The organism is Pseudoalteromonas sp. 2CM32C (assembly GCF_023161925.1).
GTDB classification, from domain to species: Bacteria; Pseudomonadota; Gammaproteobacteria; order Enterobacterales; family Alteromonadaceae; genus Pseudoalteromonas; species Pseudoalteromonas marina.
The window spans coordinates 303,372-327,527 of sequence record NZ_JALNTI010000004.1 but is presented as its reverse complement, the minus strand read 5'-3'; the positions used below and the strand labels follow the sequence as shown (position 1 = coordinate 327,527).

General features: G+C 37.6%; 17 protein-coding genes and 1 tRNA gene. All 18 read left to right on the top strand.

Annotated features, from left to right (window positions below; translation table 11 throughout):
* The first annotated feature begins 203 nt into the window (after positions 1-203).
* The 18 genes from nadA to MTF67_RS10655 all read left to right on the top strand — a co-directional run bounded on the left by nadA (position 204) and on the right by MTF67_RS10655 (position 24,154).
* On the top strand, positions 204-1,244 hold the full coding sequence (gene nadA / locus MTF67_RS10735) for a quinolinate synthase NadA (protein WP_248519523.1): 1,041 nt from the start codon (positions 204-206) through the stop codon (positions 1,242-1,244).
* Positions 1,245-1,429: 185 nt separating this feature from the next.
* Positions 1,430-1,519: transfer RNA gene (locus MTF67_RS10730), tRNA-Ser, on the top strand.
* A gap of 202 nt (positions 1,520-1,721) precedes the next feature.
* Entirely contained in the window at positions 1,722-2,858 is a 1,137-nt protein-coding gene (gene csm6 / locus MTF67_RS10725) for a CRISPR-associated ring nuclease Csm6 (protein WP_248519522.1), read from the top strand.
* Between the two features lie 70 nt (positions 2,859-2,928).
* Positions 2,929-6,372, top strand: a complete 3,444-nt coding sequence (locus MTF67_RS10720; RefSeq protein ID WP_248519521.1) for a DEAD/DEAH box helicase family protein — start codon at positions 2,929-2,931, stop codon at positions 6,370-6,372.
* A 57-nt stretch (positions 6,373-6,429) separates the two neighbouring features.
* On the top strand, positions 6,430-8,010 hold the full coding sequence (locus MTF67_RS10715) for a class I SAM-dependent DNA methyltransferase (RefSeq protein ID WP_248519520.1): 1,581 nt from the start codon (positions 6,430-6,432) through the stop codon (positions 8,008-8,010).
* Complete coding sequence (locus tag MTF67_RS18530; RefSeq protein WP_248519519.1) at positions 8,007-9,233, top strand: restriction endonuclease subunit S; 1,227 nt, start codon at positions 8,007-8,009, stop codon at positions 9,231-9,233. The genes MTF67_RS10715 and MTF67_RS18530 overlap by 4 nt, the downstream gene beginning before the upstream one ends.
* Positions 9,234-9,265: 32 nt before the next feature.
* Positions 9,266-10,585, top strand: coding sequence for a hypothetical protein (locus tag MTF67_RS10705; protein WP_248519518.1), 1,320 nt, complete (start codon positions 9,266-9,268; stop codon positions 10,583-10,585).
* A gap of 24 nt (positions 10,586-10,609) precedes the next feature.
* Positions 10,610-12,283, top strand: coding sequence for an AAA family ATPase (locus tag MTF67_RS10700; RefSeq protein ID WP_138739910.1), 1,674 nt, complete (start codon positions 10,610-10,612; stop codon positions 12,281-12,283).
* Entirely contained in the window at positions 12,283-13,191 is a 909-nt protein-coding gene (locus MTF67_RS10695; protein WP_248519517.1) for a hypothetical protein, read from the top strand. Before MTF67_RS10700 ends, MTF67_RS10695 begins: the two co-directional genes overlap by 1 nt.
* On the top strand, positions 13,154-13,849 hold the full coding sequence (locus MTF67_RS10690) for an amino acid adenylation (protein ID WP_248519516.1): 696 nt from the start codon (positions 13,154-13,156) through the stop codon (positions 13,847-13,849). The genes MTF67_RS10695 and MTF67_RS10690 overlap by 38 nt, the downstream gene beginning before the upstream one ends.
* A 253-nt stretch (positions 13,850-14,102) precedes the next feature.
* Positions 14,103-14,291 carry a HEPN domain-containing protein gene (locus MTF67_RS10685; protein ID WP_248519515.1) on the top strand — a complete coding sequence of 63 codons (189 nt, stop codon included), beginning with the start codon at positions 14,103-14,105 and terminating at the stop codon, positions 14,289-14,291.
* 2 nt (positions 14,292-14,293) lie between these two features.
* A complete protein-coding gene (locus tag MTF67_RS18525) occupies positions 14,294-14,503 on the top strand; it encodes a HEPN domain-containing protein (RefSeq protein WP_348983492.1) in 210 nt (69 codons plus the stop codon).
* Between the two features lie 200 nt (positions 14,504-14,703).
* Complete coding sequence (locus MTF67_RS10680) at positions 14,704-16,296, top strand: AAA family ATPase (RefSeq protein WP_248519514.1); 1,593 nt, start codon at positions 14,704-14,706, stop codon at positions 16,294-16,296.
* 6 nt (positions 16,297-16,302) lie between these two features.
* Positions 16,303-19,608, top strand: coding sequence for an AAA domain-containing protein (locus MTF67_RS10675; protein WP_248519513.1), 3,306 nt, complete (start codon positions 16,303-16,305; stop codon positions 19,606-19,608).
* On the top strand, positions 19,605-21,281 hold the full coding sequence (locus MTF67_RS10670) for a hypothetical protein (RefSeq protein WP_248519512.1): 1,677 nt from the start codon (positions 19,605-19,607) through the stop codon (positions 21,279-21,281). Before MTF67_RS10675 ends, MTF67_RS10670 begins: the two co-directional genes overlap by 4 nt.
* The gene (locus tag MTF67_RS10665) at positions 21,281-23,455 is read left to right on the top strand and encodes a hypothetical protein (protein ID WP_248519511.1); all 2,175 of its coding nucleotides are present in this window, start codon (positions 21,281-21,283) and stop codon (positions 23,453-23,455) included. Before MTF67_RS10670 ends, MTF67_RS10665 begins: the two co-directional genes overlap by 1 nt.
* On the top strand, positions 23,448-23,657 hold the full coding sequence (locus tag MTF67_RS10660; RefSeq protein ID WP_248519510.1) for a DUF2997 domain-containing protein: 210 nt from the start codon (positions 23,448-23,450) through the stop codon (positions 23,655-23,657). The genes MTF67_RS10665 and MTF67_RS10660 overlap by 8 nt, the downstream gene beginning before the upstream one ends.
* Positions 23,657-24,154, top strand: a complete 498-nt coding sequence (locus MTF67_RS10655; protein ID WP_248519509.1) for a hypothetical protein — start codon at positions 23,657-23,659, stop codon at positions 24,152-24,154. The genes MTF67_RS10660 and MTF67_RS10655 overlap by 1 nt, the downstream gene beginning before the upstream one ends.
* Positions 24,155-24,156: the final 2 nt, after the last annotated feature.

Sequence of the window (24,156 nt, the reverse complement as noted above, 5' to 3'; positions counted from 1 at the left end):
GTCATTAGCTCAGTTGGTAGAGCAGTTGACTTTTAATCAATTGGTCGATGGTTCGAATCCATCATGACCCACCATTTGCTATATTCTTTTTTAAAATCCCATTCTGTTTTTTATAAACAAGCTTAACCAGTTTGCTGTTATTTATGTTTTTATTCTCGTATAATTCGCCGTAATTTATACACTGTAAATAAGTGGTCGAGAACATGAGTTTAGCGCAAACTATTATGCCTGAAGGCTATATTTTCCCTCCAAAGCCAGCACCGTTAACAAACGACGAGCAAGGCGAATACAAAGCACGTATTAAGCAATTACTTAAAGATAAAAACGCGGTACTCGTAGCGCATTATTATACTGATCCTGAAATCCAAGCCCTTGCCGAAGAAACTGGCGGTTGCGTTGCCGACTCTTTAGAAATGGCGCGCTTTGGTGCAAGACACGACGCTGATATGATCATCGTTGCAGGCGTTCGTTTTATGGGTGAAACTGCTAAAATTTTAACGCCAAACAAAACGGTTGTTATGCCAACACTTGAAGCAACATGCTCGCTAGACATCGGTTGTCCGATTGATGAGTTCTCAGCATTTTGCGATCAGCACCCTGATCGTAAAGTGGTGGTGTATGCAAACACCTCTACAGCGGTTAAAGCCCGTGCAGATTGGATTGTAACCTCATCGTGCGCGCTTGAAATTGTTGAGCACTTAGACGAGCAAGGCGAAAAAATTATTTGGGGCCCAGACAAACACCTAGGCAGCTACATTCAAAAAAATACCGGCGCTGATATGATCATGTGGAATGGCGCATGTATTGTTCACGACGAGTTTAAAACTAAAGCATTGAAAGAGTTTAAGGCACTGCACCCAGATGCTGGCGTTTTAGTTCACCCAGAGTCACCTGCAGAAATAGTTGAACTTGCTGACGCCGTTGGATCTACAAGCCAGCTGATTAAAGCAGCGCAAACAATGCCGAATAAAAAGTTTATTGTTGCGACTGATCGCGGTATTTTTTATAAAATGCAGCAGCTATGCCCAGAGAAAGAGTTCTTTGCCGCCCCTACGGCTGGTGAAGGCGCTTCTTGTAAAAGTTGTGCACATTGCCCGTGGATGGCAATGAATGGCTTAAAAGCGATTGAGGAGGCTTTAATAGACCCTCAAGGTAAAGAGGTATTTGTAGATATGGACTTGCGTGAAGGTGCACTTAAGTCACTTAACCGCATGCTAGACTTTACGGCGAGTATGGCTAAATAGTTTTTAGCAAATGTAAAGTAACTAGACTGATATAAAAAACGGCTAAGCCTTATGGTTTAGCCGTTTTTTATTGAAAAAGTAAATAACTGCACGATTAATAGCCATTCAACAGTACATATTTAAAAAGGCCTTGCACCTGCGTAACCTATTTCATACTATAACGCGCTGTTGCTAGGCAACACCGTGGAGGAATGGCTGAGTGGCTGAAGGCGCACGCCTGGAAAGTGTGTTTAGGTTAATCCCTAACGAGGGTTCGAATCCCTCTTCCTCCACCATTATTCAATATTAGGACGCCTTTGGGCGTCCTTTTTTGTGCACTAAATTAAATTTATTATTGTAAGTGCTAATCAACATTAAAACTTAGTATTGCACTTTAATCACGGTATCTTTATTTCACTTAATCCACTGAGCTCAAACAAGTTTCATTAACTATGTAATTTATGTATTATGCAGATTCCTCATACAAAAGGATCGTTGATGAAGAATGTACTACTAATAGTTACCGGTGCAAGCCCGCAGGTATTAACCGAAACTCTTTTTGCGCTTTATCAGCAGGGTAAGCCTATGCCTGAAGAGATTTTTGTTATTACAACAAAAAGCACCAAGGCTATGCTCACCGATGGATTATTTAAGCAAGGTCATTTAGCTAAATTAATAGCAGATTATAAACTTCCCTCTATTAAACTTCCCGATGAAAACATATGCCTAATAGAAGACGATAAAGGCCAACCTATTAATGATGCTAAATCTGAAATAGAACAAACCTACATGGCCGACTTTATTACTCGCAAAGTGTTTGAACTCACCAATAAAAATGATATTAGCATTCATGCCTCTATTGCAGGTGGCCGTAAAACAATGGCATTTTATTTAGGTTATGCCATGTCTTTATTGGGGCGTGAACAAGATTCACTCAGTCATGTATTTGTAAATAACGAATTTGAATTTGTTAGAGACTTTTACTACCCAACACCTTATGACCACATTATTGATGGTAAAAATGGCACGCAAGTAAACTGTATTAACGCAAAGGTAACGCTTGCCGAAATACCCTTTGTACGAATGCGACAATCTATCGACGAAACCCTCATTGCCAATATGCAAAGTGCATCGTTTAGCCAAACAGTAGCAAGCTTAAACTCAGCGCATAAAAAAGATTTAATCCTAGAGGTAAACGCAAAAGCAAAAACACTCACCTTTGCAGGTATCGAAATTAAACTTACTGCAAAAGAAACCGCCTTCTATTTATGGTTAAACCAATACAGCCAAAATGAAAATAAACAGTTAGTGGTGGGTCGTGATTTTGAAGAGTCTTTGCGATACAGCAAAGAGTACCTCATGCTTTTACAGCAAAATAGCAGTGATTTACGTACATTTCGTGATACGTTTGGCATAGAGCCAGAAGATTTTAGAGAAGGTTTACACAGTAATTTAAAAGTAATGGAAAAAACCTTTGTGCAACAAACGCGTAGCCGCATAAATAGTAAAATAAATAAGGTTTTACCAAACGAACTTGCTAAGAAAATAGCGATTGACTCTAATAACCAAAGCTTTGAAACAAGCTACTGGTTAAGCGCAGTAACACACAATATAAAAATAAATATAACGGCTTAATATTCGCAAGCTTGCAAACGCATAAAAATAATAACGCATGGTAAATTAGTTGATAAGGAAGTAATCAGGAATGAAGCAATCAATGAACTTTGAACATATTCAATCTAAGTGGCCAGAGCTACACCAGTTAGCCGCTTTTGCAGAAGACTATGCGATTACCGATCCACAAAGCTCACTGGTTAAGCTGCGTTGCTTTGCCGAAAAAGTAGTAGGCTACTTATATAAAGAACTTAGTTTACCTGTTTTACCCACTTCTAACATTTTTGATAAACTTACCGCCGACGACTTTACCAGTGCCGTACCGCGTTTAATTACCGATAAACTTCACGCCATTCGTAAAAGTGGTAATCAAGCAGCCCACGAAGGCAAAGTTGATCAACAACAAGCTATTTGGATATTAAAAGAAAGCTACTTTGTAGCCTCGTACTTATTTATGGCGTATGACAATGGCACGCAACAAGAGTGCCCAGAGTTTAAAGCGCCTGAGCAAACACAGCCGACTAACCAAAGTGATGCCGAGTTTGCAAAAAAGAACAAGCAACTCACCAAGCAGCTAGCCGAAAATCAGGCCCGTTTAAAACGCGCACTTGACGAACTAGAAGCCGCAGAGCTTGCACAAAAACAAGCACAGCAGCAAGCAGCAAAACTAAAACAAACTATTGATGCTGAAAAGCTGGCTCAGGTTAAAACCCGCAATGAGCAAATTGTTAACTCTAGTTTTAACTTTAACGAAGACGAAACCCGTAAACGCATTATCGATTTAGATTTACGTAATGCTGGTTGGCACGTTGCACTTGACGACGAATCAACAGAAGACGTTGGCAAAGAAGTAAAAGTAAAAGATCAACCTACAACAACAGGCGTAGGTTATGTTGATTATGTATTATGGGATGACGACGGTAAACCACTTGCGGTAATAGAGGCAAAACGCACTCGCGAAAATATCGAAAAAGGCCGCCAGCAAGCAACGCTTTATGCCAACGCGCTCGAAAAGCAATATGGCCAACGCCCTATTATTTTTTATTCAAACGGCTGGGATATAAAAATTCTCGACGACACGCAAGGCTATAATAGCCGTGGTTTATACGGTTACTACTCAAAAGATTCCCTTCAGTACTTAATAAAGCAGCGCACACTTAAAAAAGATTTAAATAAAACGCCGATAGATACTGCTGTGGCAGGGCGTTTGTATCAAATGGAAACCATAACCCGAGTGTGTGAGCGTTTTAGTGATAAACACCGCAAAGCGCTTATAGTTCAAGCAACCGGCACAGGTAAAACACGCGTATCTATTGCCCTTGCCAAACGGCTGCTCGATGCAGGTTGGGCTAAGCGCGTACTATTTTTATGTGACCGAAAAGAACTACGTAAACAAGCGGGTAACGCCTTTACTGAATTCACCAAAGAGCCAGTACATATTGTTGGTAAAAGCGCTAAAAACTCAGCAGCCAGCGCGCGGGTGTTTATAGCAACGTACCCAGGTATGCTACGCATAATGAACAAGTACGACGTAGGCTATTTTGACCTAATAGTAGCTGATGAATCCCACCGTTCAATTTACAATATATATGGTGATATTTTTAAGTACTTTGATGCACTCGAGGTAGGCTTAACCGCCACTCCGGTAGAAATGGTATCGCGCTCAACGTGTGATTTGTTTGGTTGCGATTACAAACTACCCACAGCCAACTACCCACTTGAAGACGCGATAGAACAAGGCAACTTAGTCCCTTACAAAATTGTAAGTTACACCACACAGTTTTTGCGCGAAGGCATTAAAAAAGACAACCTAACCGATGAGCAAATAGCCCAATTAGAAGAGCAAGGCATTGACCCTAACGAGCTTGACTTTGACGCAAAACAAATAGACGAAGCCATTAAAAATAAAGACACCAACAGGCTCATACTGCGTAACTTAATGGAGAAAGGTCTGCGCGATAAAGACGGCCAACTGCCCGGTAAAACAATTATATTCGCCCGTAACATAGCCCACGCCGAATTAATGGCACAATTGTTTAGCGAGCTTTACCCGCAACACGGGGCTAATTTTTGTCGCGTTATTCACTCAAAGTACGAACGGGCCGAAGAGCTAATAGACGATTTTAAATCAAGCTACGAAAACAGCATGCGTATAGCAGTGTCGGTCGATATGCTCGACACCGGCATAGACGTACCTGAATGTGTAAACCTGGTATTTGCAAAACCCATAAAATCAAAAGTAAAGTTTTGGCAAATGATTGGCCGTGGCACACGCTTATGCGAAAACCTATACGGGCCAGGGCAGCACAAAACACACTTTTTAATATTCGATCACTGGGCAAACTTTGAATACTTTGACGAAAACCCAGAAGAAGACGACGTAAAACAAGCAAAATCGTTACTGCAAAAACTATTTGAGGCGCGTGTAACTCTTGCACAAACGGCCCTCAAAAAAGCAAATATGGATGTGTTTGATCAAACCATTAAATTAATTCACGACGATATTTGCCTACTGCCAATGGAATCAATATCGGTGCGCGATAACTGGTTAGTGGTCGAAACCTATAAGGATTTTAAACGTCTTAATCAATTTTCACCGCAAACAGTAAGCGATCTGCTCGAAAAAGTAGCACCGCTTATGCAATGGCGTAACATAATGGGGCAAAGTGAAGCGTATAAGTTTGATTTAGAGCTAACCACTATCCAAACACTAATATTTACCGATGCAAACCAAATTGATTTAGCTAAACAAAGTATAATGAACAAGGTTGAATCGCTTCAAATGCACCTAAACGAAGTGCGTAGCAAAGCACCTGCAATAGAAGAAATACAAACACAGCAGTATTGGCAGTATTTAACCCATGCAGCGCTTGAGCAAAGCCGTATAAATTTACGCAGTATTATTCACCTGCGTAATAAAAGCGTGAAGCCACCAACACGTGATTTTGTACTTGATATAACTGAAGACGAAAACCAAATACACGAAGCTGATAGGCTTACAAAAATAGTCTCTATTGATTATCAAATATACCGCCAAGAAGTTGAAAAAACACTCACCCCGTTATTTGAAACCGACAGCGTACTTAAAAAAATTCGCAACGGCGAACAAGTAACCGAAGCCGACTTAGCGCAATTAAGCTCGTTAGTGCATACGCAAAACCCAAGTGTTGATTTAAATACATTAAAAGAGTTTTTTCCCGAATCAACCGCGACGCTCGACAAAATATTGCGTACCATAGTCGGTATGGATAAAAACGCCATAGAGCAGAGCTTTACTACCTTTGTGCAGCAAATACACACCCATGTAAATGCCAAGCAACAACGCTTTATTGGTATGTTAAAAAACCACCTGATTCGCCACGGCGCTATTGAAATAGCCCAGCTTTACAAGGCGCCCTTTACACAAATACACGACATGGGGCTCGATGGCGTATTTAGCGAGCAACAAGCCGACGTAATAGAGCAATTTATTAAGCAGTTTGATGTAAAACTAGGCAGCAAAGCCCAAAGCGTTGAAAAGCAAATACACCTTTAATTTTATAAGCGCGTAATTTACACCGCGCTTAAACAGCACTAACTAGGATACACATTAATGATAACCGGACCTTTAAAAAGTAAAATCGACAAACTATGGGAAGAATTTTGGACAGGCGGTATCACTAACCCGCTTACCGTAGTAGAGCAAATTACTTTTTTAATGTACGCCCGTATGCTCGACATGAACGAGCAAGCCGACGAAAAACGAAGTGCGCGCACTAAGCAGCTGTTTAACCGCCGCTTTAGCGATGCCGAACAACATATTCGTTGGCAAAACCTACGCCATTTAGGGGCAGAAGAGTTATACAAACTGGTTAAAGATGAGCTGTTTCCGTATTTTTCAAAAACCTCAGGCGATGTATCGCCAGAAGGCGCGATATTTAACGAGTTTATGAAAGACGCGCAATTAATGATTCAAAAGCAAAGCCTATTGGTAAAAGCGGTTGAAATGGTAAACGACTTACCGCTTGAAAACTCAGACACCAAAGGCGATTTGTACGAATACTTGCTTAGCAAACTCACTACAGCAGGCATTAACGGCCAATTTAGAACGCCGCGCCATATTATACGCGCCATGGTCGAAATGATGGACCCAGATGTAACCAGCCAAATTTGTGACCCATCAACCGGCACCGGTGGCTTTTTGTCGGTAAGTTACGAATACCTATTACAAAAATACACCTCAGCCGAGGGTATAGAGCGCGAACCAGTGCTTGACGTAAATGGCAACGTGCAATGTGATGACAGCGGTAAACCGCTCGAAAACTTGCTCTACTCAGGCGATTTAATAACCCCAGAGCAGCGCAGCCACATAGATGCGCACATGTTCAACGGCTTTGACTTTGACGCCACCATGCTGCGCGTAGCCGCCATGAATTTAGTAATGCACGGTATTAAACAACCGGGCATTCATTATCAAGATACCCTAAGCCAAAACTTTAAAGAGCACTACCCACAAAAGGCCAAAGAAGGCTTTGACATAATACTCGCTAACCCGCCATTTAAAGGCAGCCTAGACGAAGAAGATGTATGCCCCGAGTTACTATGTAAAGTAAAAACGAAGAAAACCGAACTGTTGTTTGTTGCCCTTATAGAGCGCATGTTAAAAATAGGCGGACAGTCAGCCACTATTGTGCCTGATGGCGTATTATTTGGCTCATCAAAAGCGCACGTACAACTGCGCCAATTAATGGTAGATAACAACCAGCTAGAAGCCGTAATTTCATTGCCAAGCGGTGTGTTTAAACCCTATGCTGGAGTTTCCACCGCCATACTTATATTCACCAAAGGCGGCAGCACCGATCACGTATGGTTTTACGATGTACAAGCCGATGGTTTTAGCTTGGATGACAAACGCACCCCAATAAAAGATAACGACTTACCAAGCTTAATCAGCGAATTTAAAGCTCGCGATAAAGCTCAGGCGACAAGTGATACTAACGATAAAACCCAGAAAGCATTTTGGGTAAGTAAAGACGACATAGCCAGCAATAAATACGACCTTTCAATCAACCGCTACAAAAAAGTGGTGTACGAGGAAGAAAGCTACGATCCGCCAAAAGAAATTTTGAGCAAGTTAGTGTCATTGGAAAATGAGATATTGGCAGACTTACAAGAGCTGGAGGCGATGCTGTGAGTTGGCCGAAGGTTAGATTAAAAGATATTTGTGATTTGCAAAATGGATATGCTTTTAAATCATCTGACTATGTAGATGATAGTAATACTCTAAGTTGTAGAATGAGTAATATTCGTCCCGGTGGTGTCTTTGATATCGATTACAACGCTAGATACTTACCTGATGATTTCGCTGAAAAATATAGTCAATTCTTGCTTAAAGATGGTGATGTCATCATTGCAATGACAGATCTTGCTGACGCACCTAAGATATTGGGAGTTCCTACAGTAGTTGAAACAGAGGGGAGAAATGTCCTTTTGAATCAGCGAGTAGGCAAACTAGTCATTAAAGATTCTCAACGAGTACACTTTCCATACTTAAAATTAGCATTAAATTACCCCAAAGTTAGGAGCGTTTATAAAAGGTTTGCTGGAGGTGGGCTTCAAATAAATCTAGGAAAAAATGATTTATTGAGTGTTGAAATCCCACTACCACCACTTGGCGAGCAAAAACGCATAGCCGCGATTTTAGATAAAGCCGACACCATCCGCCGCAAACGCCAACAAGCCACCCAACTCGCCGACGACTTCCTCCGCAGCGTCTTTCTAGATATGTTCGGTGATCCTAAGACGAAAGGTTGGGGAATTACTACTGTTGAAAAAGTAGCTGAAAGTACAAAAGGGAGTATGAGAACAGGGCCATTCGGTAGCCAGTTATTGCATAGTGAGTTTGTTGAAAAAGGTATTGCAGTATTAGGTATTGATAACGCAGTTGAAAATAAGTTTAAGTGGGGAAAGCAGCGGTTCATCACAGAAGAAAAGTATCAGCAGTTAAAGCGATATACAGTCAAACCTGATGATGTAATTATAACTATTATGGGCACTTGTGGCCGATGTGCAGTTGTACCTGAAGATATACCTACTTCAATTAATACTAAACACATATGCTGTATCACTTTAGATAAAGATAAATGCTTATCTAGTTTCCTACATTCATATTTTTTATATCATCCAGACTGTCAGAAATATTTAGCAACTAATACAAAAGGTGCAATTATGGCTGGATTAAATATGGGAATTGTAAAAGGTATCCCAGTTCCCTTAGTCCCTTTGAATCTGCAAGTTAAATACGATTCTATGGCTAGGCGATTGAATGGATTGAGTAAGGAGTTATCAGAACATAAAGAGAGTGGAAATTCATTATTTAACTCACTAAGCCAAAAAGCCTTTGCAGGCGAACTGTAGAGTTTGATTCATTTATACACTAAAGGATTTTTATGAATATTTATGTAATTGTTATTGTGGCTATTTCGATAGTTTCTTTGTTTTTAATGATTTATTTAATCACTGAAAATAAAAAACTTAAGTCTTATAAATCCGATAATGAAGAAGCGAAAAGAGAAAGTGCCCTGAAATTAGCTTCGGATGATGTAGATAATTTTAAACAGGGGCAAGATGAAAGTATTGCTTCTAATTTTAAAGTAATGGACTCATCAGGAAATAATATAATTACTGCTCACGAAATATATAAACTTCCTACAAACTCTGTTGATATTACTAATGACAGCGCGATGAATGGTTGGGCAACTCACTTTTTAACTGATGCAACAAAAGCAGGTATGTCTATACCTAATAGGACAATTGAATTGGCGTTTAAAGCGGATATACAAAAAGGTTTAGATGCTGGTAAATATACAATTATGACCACAAAGACCAACGAGAGACTAGCTGATGTAATTGATGTTAATACAAAAAAAATAGTGGGCAAAGGTCGTATTGTTGAGGGGGGAAGAGTAAAACAATTTGCGGCAGGCGCTTTTCATATAGCGAGCATTGCAGTTGCACAATCTCATTTAGCTGATATTAGCAAAAATTTAAAAGCTATTAACTCTTCATTGGGTGATATTAGTAAACATTTAGAGGTATTAGATACAGGTAAAATCAAAGGCGCTATTTCATATTATGAACAAGTTGCAGCACTTATCGAAAAGAACAATAACCCTGACAGTTTAGGCAGTTCAATTAAAGTTAACATAGAAGCTAACATTAAAGACTCTCATGTATGGGTTTCATCGGTATTTGATAAATTTAAATATTTAATAAGCCAAATTGAAGGTCTGGATGACGCCGATAATTTTGGTACAAGTTCGACTTATGCAGATTTTAAAAAAAGAGTAAAACAAGTTGAATCTATTGGTAGAGATTACGATTTGTTAATGAAATTTAACAATATGTCTATCGCTATTCTTGGTTATTTAGATCCCCAAAATACTGAATATACAAGGATGGATATTAAAGAAGCCAATTGGAAAGTATTAGTTGAAAAGTATGTAGTTGCATGCCGAAATAAATCTATTCAATATTTTCAAGATAAAGGGTCGCTATTTAATTCTTCAGAAACTCTGGAGACGCGATCTGAAAATATAAATAATACAGCTACTTTAATCTCACACTCATTACTTAGTGATTTAAACTTAATGGCTCAACAAAAAGAAGCAATTGAGCAGCATCTTGAAATATTCAAACAGGATGAATTGAGAATGAGCATCAAGTTTAATAATGAAGGCAATATTGAAAAATCAGTATTACTGAAATAATTATTATTGGGTTAAGGAAAAGCCATGAGAATAAGTAAATTATCATTAACTAACTTTCGTTCATTTAAAGAAAAGCAAACAATAGAGTTCGCGCCTGTTACTTTATTATTTGGTCCCAATAGTGTAGGTAAAAGCTCTGTTTTAATGGCTTTATTTTATTTACATCAACTATTAACTAAAAAAATTACTAATCCAAATCAGATAAGTGCTATTAAAGGTAAGTACATTGATGGTTTTTTTGCTTTAGTAAATGGTAAAGACTTAGAAAAAGACATCACAATTAATGTTGAATTAGATAAGCAAGGTGCTATTGGTGTTGAGTATTTAACCGAAACAACCCAAATGGTTGAATCTCTTATTGATAAAGGCAATATAAGTGATGACGATCCGCTATTTGTATTAGCTTCGGTTCAAGAACAAGTTGAAAAATTGGAATTAGAGTTTGTTATAAGTTGGTCTCATCAAAAGCAAAATGCATATCTAAAGTCTTATACAGTTTTTGGTGACGGTGAGCTTTTAGGTGAAATGAGTACAGAATCAAAAGATTTTAAGACGACGATCTCAAAGCTTAATTTAAAACATGTAGCTTTACAGCCCTCAGATCAATCTTTTTATATTGATAATCTAATTAGTGAATTTGACCTGATCCATCCTCATTTATTAAATAATATATATAACAATGATATAGAGCAGGAGAGAATTTCTGAAGATGGCTTTGTCTCGGCTATGCATCACTATCTATTGCATAAAACACCTGGCCTTTTAGAAATGGAGTTTTATTCAAATGATGATGCGGCTATAAAGCCAATTTATTTAGGGCATAGCAAACTTGGTATTCCTCCTTTAGGTCAAAAACTAGAGCTCGCTATTACTGAGCCTGAAATAGGCATAAACGGTGATTACTTTCATAATCAACAGCTCTCGGCATGCTTAACCGAATTATTTATAGCTCCTTTAGATATGTTGTGCGGGTTGTTATCTGAGAGTGTTAATATCGGACCACTGCGGGTAGTTCCAGATCAAAACTTTAATATTTACTCAAATACAGAGCAAAAGCATTGGTATGATGGAAGAGCTGCATGGGATTTATTGGCTAGAAATGATGCAAAGCTAAACAAGCAGGTAGATGACTGGTTAAAAAGTAATAATAAATTAAGTACCGGTGTGGGATTGATGTTGGAGTCCGATCCATTAACTGCTGACTTAGAGCAATCTAGCATTAAGCAAAAATATCACTCTAAAGCAGTTACCCCTTTTTTATGGGATATAAATTCACGAATACCAGTTTGGCCTACCGAAGTAGGGGTTGGTATATCACAGTTGACTCCACTTTTAGTCGCAGCACACTATGTTAAGCGAGGCATAATTGCAATAGAGCAGCCTGAACTTCATATTCATCCTAGATTGCAAGTTCAATTAGGCGATTTACTTATTCAGAAAAGCTCAAAAGCGAGCTTTTTAATAGAAACACACAGTGAACATTTAATATTAAGGTTATTACGAAGAGTTAGAGAAAGCTCGGAAGGCAAATTACCGGTTGGTCAAGTACCGGTTTTACCCAATGATATTAGTGTGATTTCTTTGTCTAAGTCAGAAGAAGGAGCCATAGTCAAAAAGCTTGATATAACCTCTGATGGTGACTTTGAAAAAGATTGGCCTGGTGGCTTTTTTGATGAACGAGATGAGGAGTTATTCTGATGTATCAAGAAGTAGCCTTCGATCCTCGCTGTCTAGAGGAGTTCCATTATTACGGACTATTAAAAACTGAGTTTGGCTTTGAGAAGGGTCGTTATATAGTTGCCCCTGTTAAGCCTTGGGCTAAAGAAGCATTTAAAGCTGCAAAAAATTCGGTACAGCTTAAACCTGTACAAAGGAAATCTATAACAAATTACTTGAATAAGCTTCAGAGGGAAAAAATCAATCGCTTTATTTTATTACCGAAGTACCGCAAAGATTCTATTGACCCTTGCTGGAATAGTTGGTGTGAGAAACAAATAGCCTTAGCACCGTTTCAAAATATAATTTCTGAAAACTTTCAGGGTGCTATTAATTATAATGACATTTTAGAAAGTAATGAGAGCTGGTTGATAAGTCCAACTATCACAGTTGATAAAAATGTAGTAGCTATTACTTCAATAATAAAACCACTGATGAAGTTAGGTGGCATTATAACAATTGTTGATCAGTATTTCCGTCTCGCAGAGAATAGAGTACTAGATGAAATTTTAGGTGAAGCGAACAGTTCCTCTTGCATATCATCTATAAAGTTGGTTACGAGTATTCAGACTGCGAATCCCGAGCATAGTTTTGCTGCACAATATCGAGATAAATACACAAATTTACCCTGTTTTGAATTAGTTATAGTGCCTGAAAGGTTTTTTCATGACCGTTATATTATTACTTCTTTTGGGGCTATTAAAGGGGGGCATGGTTTTTCTGAAGCTATAACTCAAGGTGCACAAGCTGATAAATTAAGCATAAGTTTATGTGGTGAGAGTGAAGCTAAAGAAGTTTTGGATTGGATTGATAAAGTTGTGAAAAGTGGGAAAGCGAAATATTGCATATTAAATGATGAAACTCCAACTTTGCGCTTCAAACGCACTTAATAAATACCTAAAAGCTGATTTACCTCGTTTGCCACATGAACCCGGTAAACAAGCGGGGGTAAATACCCTAATCAGTGACGGCGATAATTTTAACTGGCAATTACAGATTATTGATAACAGCTATAAATCTCGTGAAAAAACAATCATTGTTTGTGAGGCGAATAGCCGTTTTACGTTTTTTATACCGGTTAGTTTAAAGCTATCGCAACAGGAGTTAACTCAACGCTTAGAATATGAGTGGCAATTAATGATGGCACAAACGCTTGAGGTGTATCAGCTAATACCACGCAGCGATATAGCGGTGCTGTTAAGTGAGCTATCTAAAATAGAGTTTCCCCCGGACTGGGTTAAAAATACCGATTTAAGTATAAGCGGCCACATTAGCGATGCCGCACTTTGGGTTACTCAAACACTTCAAGAAGAGGGGCTTTATGATTTACCTAAAGACCTTGCCATTGGGTTAGCTATTTATTTAAACACCCAGCCTAAACGTATTACTAATAAAGTAACTGGCCGCAAAGAAAAGTTTATACCCATAGAGCGCTTATTACGTTACTGCCAATCGATCATTACCGCGCAGCAACGAGATGGTGAATCATCAAACGGTATAATTGATAACAGTAATATCATTAATTTTAGTGATTACAAAAAAGACTAAAACAGAACGAATTAAGTTTTCGCAAGCTTGTGAAAATATATTTTTATAAATTTTTGTATAGCATTACAAAAATAAAGTAGTACTAACAAACACCTAATTGTTAGTTAAATATTTAAGGAAGAAAATGACCCTCTCATTACAAAATTTTAATAGAGCCCTATCTGAAGCAGAACAACTATTAGCATGCTTTGAAACGCTAAATAACCATCCAGAATTATGCTCTTATGATGTTTAAAAAAAAGCAAGCTTAATAATGACGCTAACCGCATGGGAAACCTATGTTGAAGATGTGGTAACTGAAATTTTTGATGCCAAATTTAGCTTAATTAAAGGCTCTCAATTTGGTCACTTTGCAGAAAAGCAATTAAATGAACGTTTAAAGTTTTTTCATAATCCAAATTCAAATAAAACCAAAAAGCTATTTGAAGAGTTTTTGGTGTAGATATTACTGAGCAATGGTCATGGCCTAATGTATTACCAAAAGATGCCAGAGAGCAGTTAATTAAGTGGATTTCGAAAAGGGGGGAAGCTTTACACCATGCACAGCTTGATACTACTCAACCACAAATAATTAAAAAAGATGAGCTTGAAAAGTGTCTGCGTTTTTTTAAAGCGCTTGCACAGGCAACAGACAAAGCATTAGCAGTAATTTAAATGAATAACCAATGAGTTTACAAACAAGAATAACAAATAATTTTCTAATCATTTTTATATGATATTTTTATTAAGTACCTATTATAATTAAATTAAGTATTGAATAGTTATTAAGAGTTTAGTACTTTTTCTGAAGGCCAAATGGAAATAGGAATATTACTTGGCTAAAAAACTTATCTTTTTATGCTGTATGGATAGTTATGGATTTCAAAAAAAAAATAACACTTGCTGTGAAAGCCGGTGCACCTCTTATACAAATTATTAGTCATGATACCCTTCGAATTAGGGCCGCAGTTAACTCAATTGCTGATATATTAAGTCTAGAAACTTTCATTTGGGATAGCTGTAAAGGTTTAAGAAGAGGGATTAGCCAACAAGAGCTAATGGAAGATGTAGATACCCCCTCCGAAGTACTTGAGTGGGTAATCGGTGATAATCAAGATGACTTACCCACACCTGTTAACTGTATTTTACTCCTTGAGGACTTTCATCCTCACATAGGCACATTTGATCATAAAAATATTTCGCGTTTGCGAAGTTTTGCCGTAGCCGTTGCTGGAAGGCGAATTGATAAAGTGACTATAATCATGTCACAACCTGTTTTTGATTTACCTACTGAGTTGGTAAAAGATACCCAAGTTTTTGAAATGCCTTTGCCTAATCTCTCAGAACTAAAAAAGCTCGCAGAGCAAGCTAAACAAAAGTTTGAGTTAGATGAACGAGATTGCTCTTTCAGTACTGAGTTTCTTAATTCAGCATTGGGGTTATCTACAAGTGAGGCGCAGTTAGCATTTGCGAAAATTGCTAGTGAGAAGCAGCGATTAAATGAACTTGATATTTCAAGCATTGTTCGAGAAAAAGAACAAGTCATAAGAAAGCAAGGCCACTTAGAGTACTTCCATCCAAGTGCTACGTTGGATGATATAGGTGGTCTCGACAACTTAAAAAAATGGCTTAAACGAAGAAAGCTTGCCTTTGGTGAAAGTGCAAAAGAGTTTGGTTTGGAGGAGCCAAGAGGCTTACTTTTATTAGGTTTGCCTGGTACAGGTAAAAGCTTAGCCGCTAAAGCAACAGCGAACGCCTGGCAATTACCCTTACTACGATTAGACATTGGCAAAATATTTGGTGGTATCGTTGGTCAATCAGAATCAAATATGCGTGAAGCATTGCAGTTAGCAGAGACACTATCTCCCAGTATTCTATGGATAGATGAAATTGAAAAAGGATTATCAGGTATTCAAAGTTCAGGTTCATCGGATGGAGGTACTACAGCGCGAGTGCTTGGTAGCTTTTTGACTTGGATGCAAGAAAAGAAAAAGCCTGTATTTGTTGTTGCCACAGCTAATAATATTGCACAGTTGCCTCCAGAGTTACTTAGAAAGGGTCGCGTTGATGAGATTTTTTTTGTTGACCTACCTACAGGGCAAGAGCGGGAAGATATCCTCAATGTTCATTTAAAAAAGCGAAGCAGAGAAGATAATTTAACTCCAGTTGAGATAAAAGAAGTGTCTCAACTAACACTCGGTTTTACTGGGGCTGAGTTAGAAGAAGTGATTAAAGAGGCTTTGTTTATGGCTTTTGACGATGGCATTGATGTTAATTTTGAACATATCAAATCAGCGATTGAAGTAACTACGCCTATATCAATGACTATGCACGAATTGATCGATAAAACCCGTTCTTGGGTCAAAGGGCGAGCAGTGCGCGCAAGCTCACAAACACCAGAAGTAATCACTGATAAATCAAAATCAATGACTCGCTTAAAATCTGAAATAGAAAATCCTTTCGAGTAATCTGCTATGAATCCATTTTATCTATCACTTTGCGGTGATGAGTCAGAGTCGTCAAAATTTCAAGACAAAGTGCGCGATGGTCTAAGCCCTTTTCGTAATTATTTGTCTAATAGTATTACGGCGTTTAAAGATAAAGAAATTACATGTGAATGGGAAGCGCTTACTCAACAGCAATTTATTATTAAGCCAAAGCAAAATATATATCAAATAGTCCCCCTTACTCGTATACGGTTAATCAACCAAGATAAAGATTGGTATCGATTAAACAATGCGGACTTAGATGATGACTTTGAAGTTGACCTTGATGAGCCCGTAACTTTGGGTAAAGGTAAAAAAAGTCAAAAAATTAAAGTAACTGATTCCAGGGTACGTAATGGTTTTTATGAAATTAAAATAGAACACAGTGAAGTTATTACTTCTGTGGTGTGGCTAGGTTATACAATTATATTAGTACCCTTGAGCCTTACTGTTATAACCACAGATATTCTGATGGTGGATGAAAAAAGGTACAGTATCGATACTTGTAATGATTTAGTTATTGATCTGTTTGGGCAGTTAAATGAAAAAGAAGGTACAGCCAAACTCAATGATGTAACCGTGAAGTTTGAGGTCATAAAAACGTTTTCGGATTCCGTATTGCCTATTTATGTAAAAAAGGCAGCTACTGACTGGTTAGTTATTTTAGCGAATAAACCTAATTATGATTGCGCTAAAGTTGAAGATATCACCGCACGCGAGCTTAAAAACTTAACTGTTGAGAGCTTGTTTGATAGTAATGGGAACCCACAAAAAAAAAGTGATTGGGAGCTTTCTTTAAACAGTACTAACGTCATTATTACTGCACAACATAGTAATGTAACAAAATTAAGCCACTGCAGTTTATGTACTCATCCAGAGCTTGAATTTGATATTAAGGAAGAAAATACAAAAGAGCAGTGGATACAGTTAATAGAACCCAAAAATAACGATGATAGCGGGCTGTCGTTACTCGATTATTTTTTTAGTGAGAACGCAATTATTTTGGAATCTAACCAGAATAATAATCGCGAGGCATTTCACGTAATAAAAAGTAATAGTGAAGAGAAGCAGTTATTACTGGCTAAATCAAAACAAACTAAACAGCAAAGCGTTTTGCCTATATGTAAAACTATTAAAGCCAAAGCTGATATTTCTCAATTACGCAAACAACAAGATGCCATACTAGCTCTGACGTCTGCTCCTCACTCAGGACAGCATGGGTTACTGAATTTATTTAAAAACCAAGGAAGTAAACCTTGGCGGCATATAGAGCCGGAGCCTCTTCAAGAGGACGAATGGAAGATTTTGACGGATATTCGCTTTAAAGGCTGTCAAGAACAGCGTGATTTCGTTGAAAAAGCATTAGCTACACCTGATTTTTCAATTCTTGATGGCCCGCCTGGTACAGGGAAAACAACATCCATTTTGGAGCTTATTATCCAGTTAGTTCGTCAAGGTAAAAAAATACTTTTGACAGCTTCAACTCATGCTGCAATAAATAATGTTCTAGAGCGTATAGACAGTAAACAACTTACTAATGAAGTGTTTGCACTTAGAATAGGAGATGCTCATAACGCTCAAGGACTTGAACACTACCAATTTGATAATATGGTTCAAAGTGAAAATACGAGTAAACAAATATTAGTTGATAGTGCCAATCTCATATGTGGAACTACCATTGGTATAATGAGATTATTTAATGATAAAGAGGTTAATTTACCTCTTTATGAGCCAGCTTTCGATGTGATGATCATAGACGAGTGCAGTAAAACCCCTTTTCAGGAATTTTTGGTACCTGCTCGCTATGCGGCTAAACACATATTAGTCGGAGATATCCGCCAACTTTCCCCTTTTACTGATAGAGAGCAGATAGTCGCAAACCTCGAAAACCTGATATTAAAGCCTGGTAGAAGAGGGCATGCTTTGCAGACGTTAGATAAAAACTTGCAAACAGCATGTTTTTTACTAGAAGCGTTAAGAGCTGAGCAGAAAAGCCATCAAGCATATTCAAATCAATTAATAAAAACGGTTTCACCACAAGAAGCGAAAGCCTTAAAGGTCGAACTTGCGCAAAGAGTAAAAATAGACGAAGAATATAAACGTATCCTAGTGATCGATACATCAAATGTAGATAAGTACGCTTCAAACCCAATTGAACTTTGGAATTATAGCTTGTGTTTTATTGCTGATAATTGTTTGCAAAAAATTAATGCGTTCGTACCCGCTGATAGTATTTGGTTATCAGATGACTGGCATTCGAGTTCTCACGCATTTTCACATAAAGCATTATTTGATAATGACCAAAGACTTCATAGTCGTGGCGCTAATATCAAAGGAACGTCAGAGGTAGCAGAGCACTTTAATAAACAATTAAAAGAAAAATCTTGGGCTGAGGAGGTATGTTGGCGATTAGAAAGATTATATTGGTTACGTCTATCACGCAATTTTGATAATAAAACTAAAAATTATAAGGAAACTATAGAGCGCCTCTTGCCGAAAAGTATAAATTGCGAAGGACGAGTTTTTCAGCTTGAACAAGTGGCATTTCCCTCAGTACTAGAAGCGTTATCAGGTAATGGGTTACAAAAAAGAAAACAAGATATTTCGCATACGCTTAACTCAGGTTTTACCAATGCTATTAAAAAGCAACGCCATACAACGCTAAGCTACCAACATCGAATGCATCCAGCTATTTCTAAATTCCCGGGGCAGCAGTTCTATCATGGTGAGTCACTTAAAAATGGTGATAGTGTTTATATTGATAGGGAGTGGCAGTATCAAGGCTTTAAATCGCACGCAACTTGGTTCGATATTCCAAAAAATAGTAAGCATGCCCAAGTAAATCAAAACAAAAATAAAGCCGAAGTCGATAAAATCCTGAAAGAATTAAAACAGTTCTGTGATTGGGGGGACGGTCGTGTAAACGATGAAGGGCAGCCTTTTAGTGTCGCTATTCTGACCTTTTATAAAGGCCAAGAAACCGCGTTGAGAAAAGAATTACAAAAACTGCCGGGTAACAACAAAAAATATAGTCAATTTGAGTATAAAGGGCAACCTATTAAATTGGCTACTGTTGATTATTTTCAAGGGCAAGAAGCTGATTTGGTTTTTCTATCTATGGTTAATAATTACCGCGATGGATTTTTAGACTCACCTAATCGGCTTAATGTTGCGATTACACGTGCTCGTTATCAGCTAGCGATTGTAGGTTGTTATGATTATTTTGCGAATAATAGCCGAACTACTGAGCTTAAGAACCTGGCTAAAGCGCTTTTACCAAGGAAAGTTAAATGAATTCGTCACTGCAAGAACAATTACAGAAAATAAAACCAGATATTACCAAGGATAGATCTAAAACAGGTCATCCTGAAAACATACGACAACATTCTAAAAAAGCACGTAGTAAAGCTAATGGTCCTTTGTTTACATTAAGCCGAAAGGTTAATTTAGTGTGCTTGCCTTTGTTGGGAACGGTAGAGGTTTATGTCAAGCGACAGGATATTGTTGATGCGCTTAAAAAAGTAGAAGAACTTCCAATTAGATTAGTTGAGTATTTAAAAAAGTTAGCCTTAATCGATCGCAATAATGAGTTAACGGCCAAGGGCCAAGAATTTATGAATACAGCATTGTTACCAATATTGGAGCGGGGCTTGTATCACATTTGGTTTGCAGAAAATGATCAATTATTATTAAAAAATCCAATTCTAATACAGCGTATTGATGCCTTTGCCACAAAAAACCTTAATCAATATCGACGTTATCGTGGTGATATCAATCAATATTTAACTGAGCAGGTTATTACTACTAACTTAGTGATAGAAAATGATAAATCGATATCAATTGAGTCGGCTAAGGTTACGATTAAAAGCATTGAAGTGCTTTGCGATACTTATAATAAAGCAAGTACATCTTTAAATTGGCAGTTAACAGCGCAAAGTAAAGCTATTATTAGTGGGAAATTAAATATTGAAGTTTCCAATAAGGGGAGGGGAAATAAATCGACACCTGTTGAAAGAGAACTTTCTTTTAATTTACCAACCAGCCACAACCAGTATATAGAATTAATGGACAGTATAGGTAAGCAGTTAAATGGCAAGTGGAATAATCAAAAGCAATATTTCTCCCTTCCTTTTAGTGAAACAATTGATAAGAAAAATACGCTTAACGACTTATCGTTAAAAACACTTCCTTTTGAAACAGTTAATTCAACAAGTTTTGGCTCATTTGAGATAGAAGAACATCAGCCATTGCCAATTACACCCCAGAATTCAGGTGATGGAGAAAAGTGGTTAGAAGCGTGGTGCAAACATTATTATCAGCAAAAACATAAAGCGTTGATACACTCAGAAAAAGCGCAATTGGAGTGGCTTTCTCAACCAGAACTAATAGCACATGATATTACACCTATTCAGATTGATAAGATGCTAGCAATATTAGGGGCTGAAGGTAAAACTACAGCCTATTGGCAAGCGGCAGCTGGATTCGATTTAATGCCACATATAGCGGCTGATTATGGTGTTGCTTTAACATTAGATGACAACGCCGAGTTCGAATTGGCAAAACTCATCAACCATTTAACCAATGGTAGAACTATAGAAAATATTATAATTTCAGATCGCTATTTCACAATTGATCATCAGCAAGCCCTTTTAACAAGCATAGCCAAAAAAACAGGTGTATCTGATGGGGTGTTTGTAACACTTGAGAAAATGTACAAAAAGAAATTACCTGAAAGTTGGCAGCCTAAATTTATTGATAAATCACCAGATAATCATGATCGCTACTGGTTGTTTTATACATCGGGAGGCTTAAAGTGCTGGAAAGTCAGCGCAAGTTTAGACTTTGCTCGTGAGAACCATGGCCAGTGGATAGTGCACGGCACACCGACTTTTACTCCCTTAGACAAGAGAGAACTACCACAATATCTTCACGACATTGTTGAAGCATTCGACAGGGAGTGTGTGTAATGATAACACTAGCACCAAAAAAAATTAAGTTTGAAAAAAGCTATAGTGAACAAGAGCTTAGCAGTAAATTTGTAGCTAAAAATATTAACACTGAATCAGTTTATGATTGTGATATTGTTGCTGCATTTAATAAATTTGAATTGATAGAGCAGATAGAAGAAACAAAGCATACTTTAATTATTTCTGCAGATGTCTTGTTTGATAGTGAGATTATCAAAACGATACAGTTACTCGTTGATAATCAACCTGCCATACGCGTCTACTTATGCTTAGGTGATGATGAACAAAACAAAACAGCGATAGATCGGCTAAAATCGCGTTGTTTAGTTCGAACCGGGGTTGCTCAGGCAGGGGCAATATTTTTAAGTGATCATCAGTACTTTAATAAACGCGGTGTAGTTATCACAGAGTTAGATGAAAATGGCTATTGTTTGGATCTTACACTAGATCAAATTGATGATAGTTACCGCAGTTTCTGCAAACACTTTTGGGATAATGCACAGCATGAATACCTAGGTGAGTTAAAGCGTCAGGCTCAACGTGCAGATGTCAAAATTGTCTTAAACGATGATTATCAGTTAGATGGTTATTTTGATAGAAAATCATTTAAAACAGCGATATCGACAGTTAACGCATTAGCTTTATCAAATAAAATTGAGCTTGAAGAGTACGCTACCTTGATTTCAAATCGGCAATTTTCTGATCTAAATCGTATCGCAAAAGAAAATTCAGTAAATATAATTTTAACTGACTTTAACTACCCTAATATCGTGTATGAAGCTAAAGATGATGAAAGAAGTGAAGAAGTTGTTTGGTTACTTCCTAACGAATTCTCTGCAGGTAAAGTAAATTGGGCTATTCAACTTAATGACGATCAAAAAAATAAGGTGACGGAATCTATTGATAAAGCTATTGAGCAAGCTTGTTGGGAGCTAGCGTTAAACCCCAAAGTGTGTGAGCTTGTTGATGTTGATTTTGTGTCTGCTAATAATTCAAACGAAGAGCTAATGACGATAGATGAACGCAAAGCTATTACTTTGGAAGAAAAATATTGCCAGTCAATCGGAGAGTTTTTGACTGAAACTCCTGAAGTTTTATTTTCGAAACAAACTAATTGGACTGATAAGTTTGCGGCGCAACATATTACGTTCTCTGGCATTATTCATCCTCCTTACTGCCCTAAAAGCGCAACCAAAGATGAATTGGTAGGTAAGTGGGATAAAGTAAATAATCAATGGCACCAATCACTTTGCGACGCTGAGAGCATGCTTAATAACTCAAGTAAACAACTTACCGAAAGTAGCGACCGCTCATTTGCAAGTTTATTAAGTCAATTTATTTTGGGGCAAGATCAGAAGCGTAAAAAACTGATTGGAAGAATAGATGAGCTCAAAAATTTTAACCTTTTACATTCAACACCTGCTGAGAGAAAAAATGCAGAAGATGACTTTTCTCAAATATTATTAGAAATAAATCAGAATAAAATGCAAATAGCTCAGCAGATCAATTTGGCTGAAAAAGAACATATGTGGGATAAACAAAATAAGCAGTTATCGGCGAATAAAAAACAAGCACGTGAGGACGTGAGCAAAGCGAAAGAACGTATTAAAAATAAGCGACCAGAGCTAGAAACATTACTCAGAGAAATAGAAAGCAAGTACCGTGAGGAAGTTAAAACTTACAGAAGTGAGGAAATAGAAGGCAATACAGCGACATTGCCAAAAGAGGCCGAAGAGTTAAAAAGCGGCAAACAATTCTTTGCTAATAAAGAAAATCGAAAGAAACACGCTAAATTATACCAAGTCCACAACCATCTATTTACTAAACACAGCAAAGTTTATAAAGAGCTGCTAGATATTGAGAAAAATACCGATAATCTTGAAAAACGTTTAGCAACGGTTATTGATGAACTTGTGCGTCATGAGCAAAACAAACCAAAAGTACAAAGCTTAAATGAATCTTTTGATAAACAACTCGGGCTAAAAGATAAAAAACAGTTAAAAATTACTTGGCCTTCAGAAGATTTACCAGTTGATGATTTTTCATTAATGCAAGATAAAGGTAAACGCTACTTAGTGATTAAATCTTTAGATAAATATGATATTGCGAATAAAGAGGCGTCTCGATTAAAAGCAACAGTTTGTACCTTTAAAAATGGTGGTGTTCATGCCTGAGCAACAAATTATTATAACGATTGATGAGCAAGGCCAAATTAATGCCAAAACTGAAGGGTTTCAAGGTGATTCTTGTATAGCTGCAGTTGTTGAGCTTCTTGGCGAACACATTAATATTATTAATTTAAAAAAGACTGATGAATATCATCAATCACAAACTGTAAAAGCAATTAATGTTGTCGAAAATAAGCGAGGGTGCTAATGAGTGCTGTTATTAAAACCACTACCCCTTTCGCACTAGATATTGTGCTTTTTCAGGCGCTTATTAACTTAGGGCATGAACCAAAAAATGTAACCGTAAAAAACATACGTGATTTTCAGGGTATAAATGGTGTCGAGTGTGGTGATATAGCCACCAATAGAGTTGATTACAATGGACATCAGCACTTTAGAAAGCAAGGCGAACTTTGGGTCTTGAGGCATGATTCTGATCAATATAATGCACGAGTTCTAGGTTCGAAGCATTATAAAAAGGTCGCTGAATTCTTATCAGAGCTAGAGCAAGAGTATGTGTATGAATATGAGCATTATTTAGCAGAACTCGCAGAATTAGAAAAAAAAGAAATTGAAGAGCAAAGGAAGGCGAGGGTGGAAGCTACTCGGCAACAAGCAATAGCAAAAGCTCAAGCTCAGGGTTATAGCGTCAAAGAAAAGCACATTAATGGCAAAGTTCAGCTTATTTGCGTGAGACACATTTAATT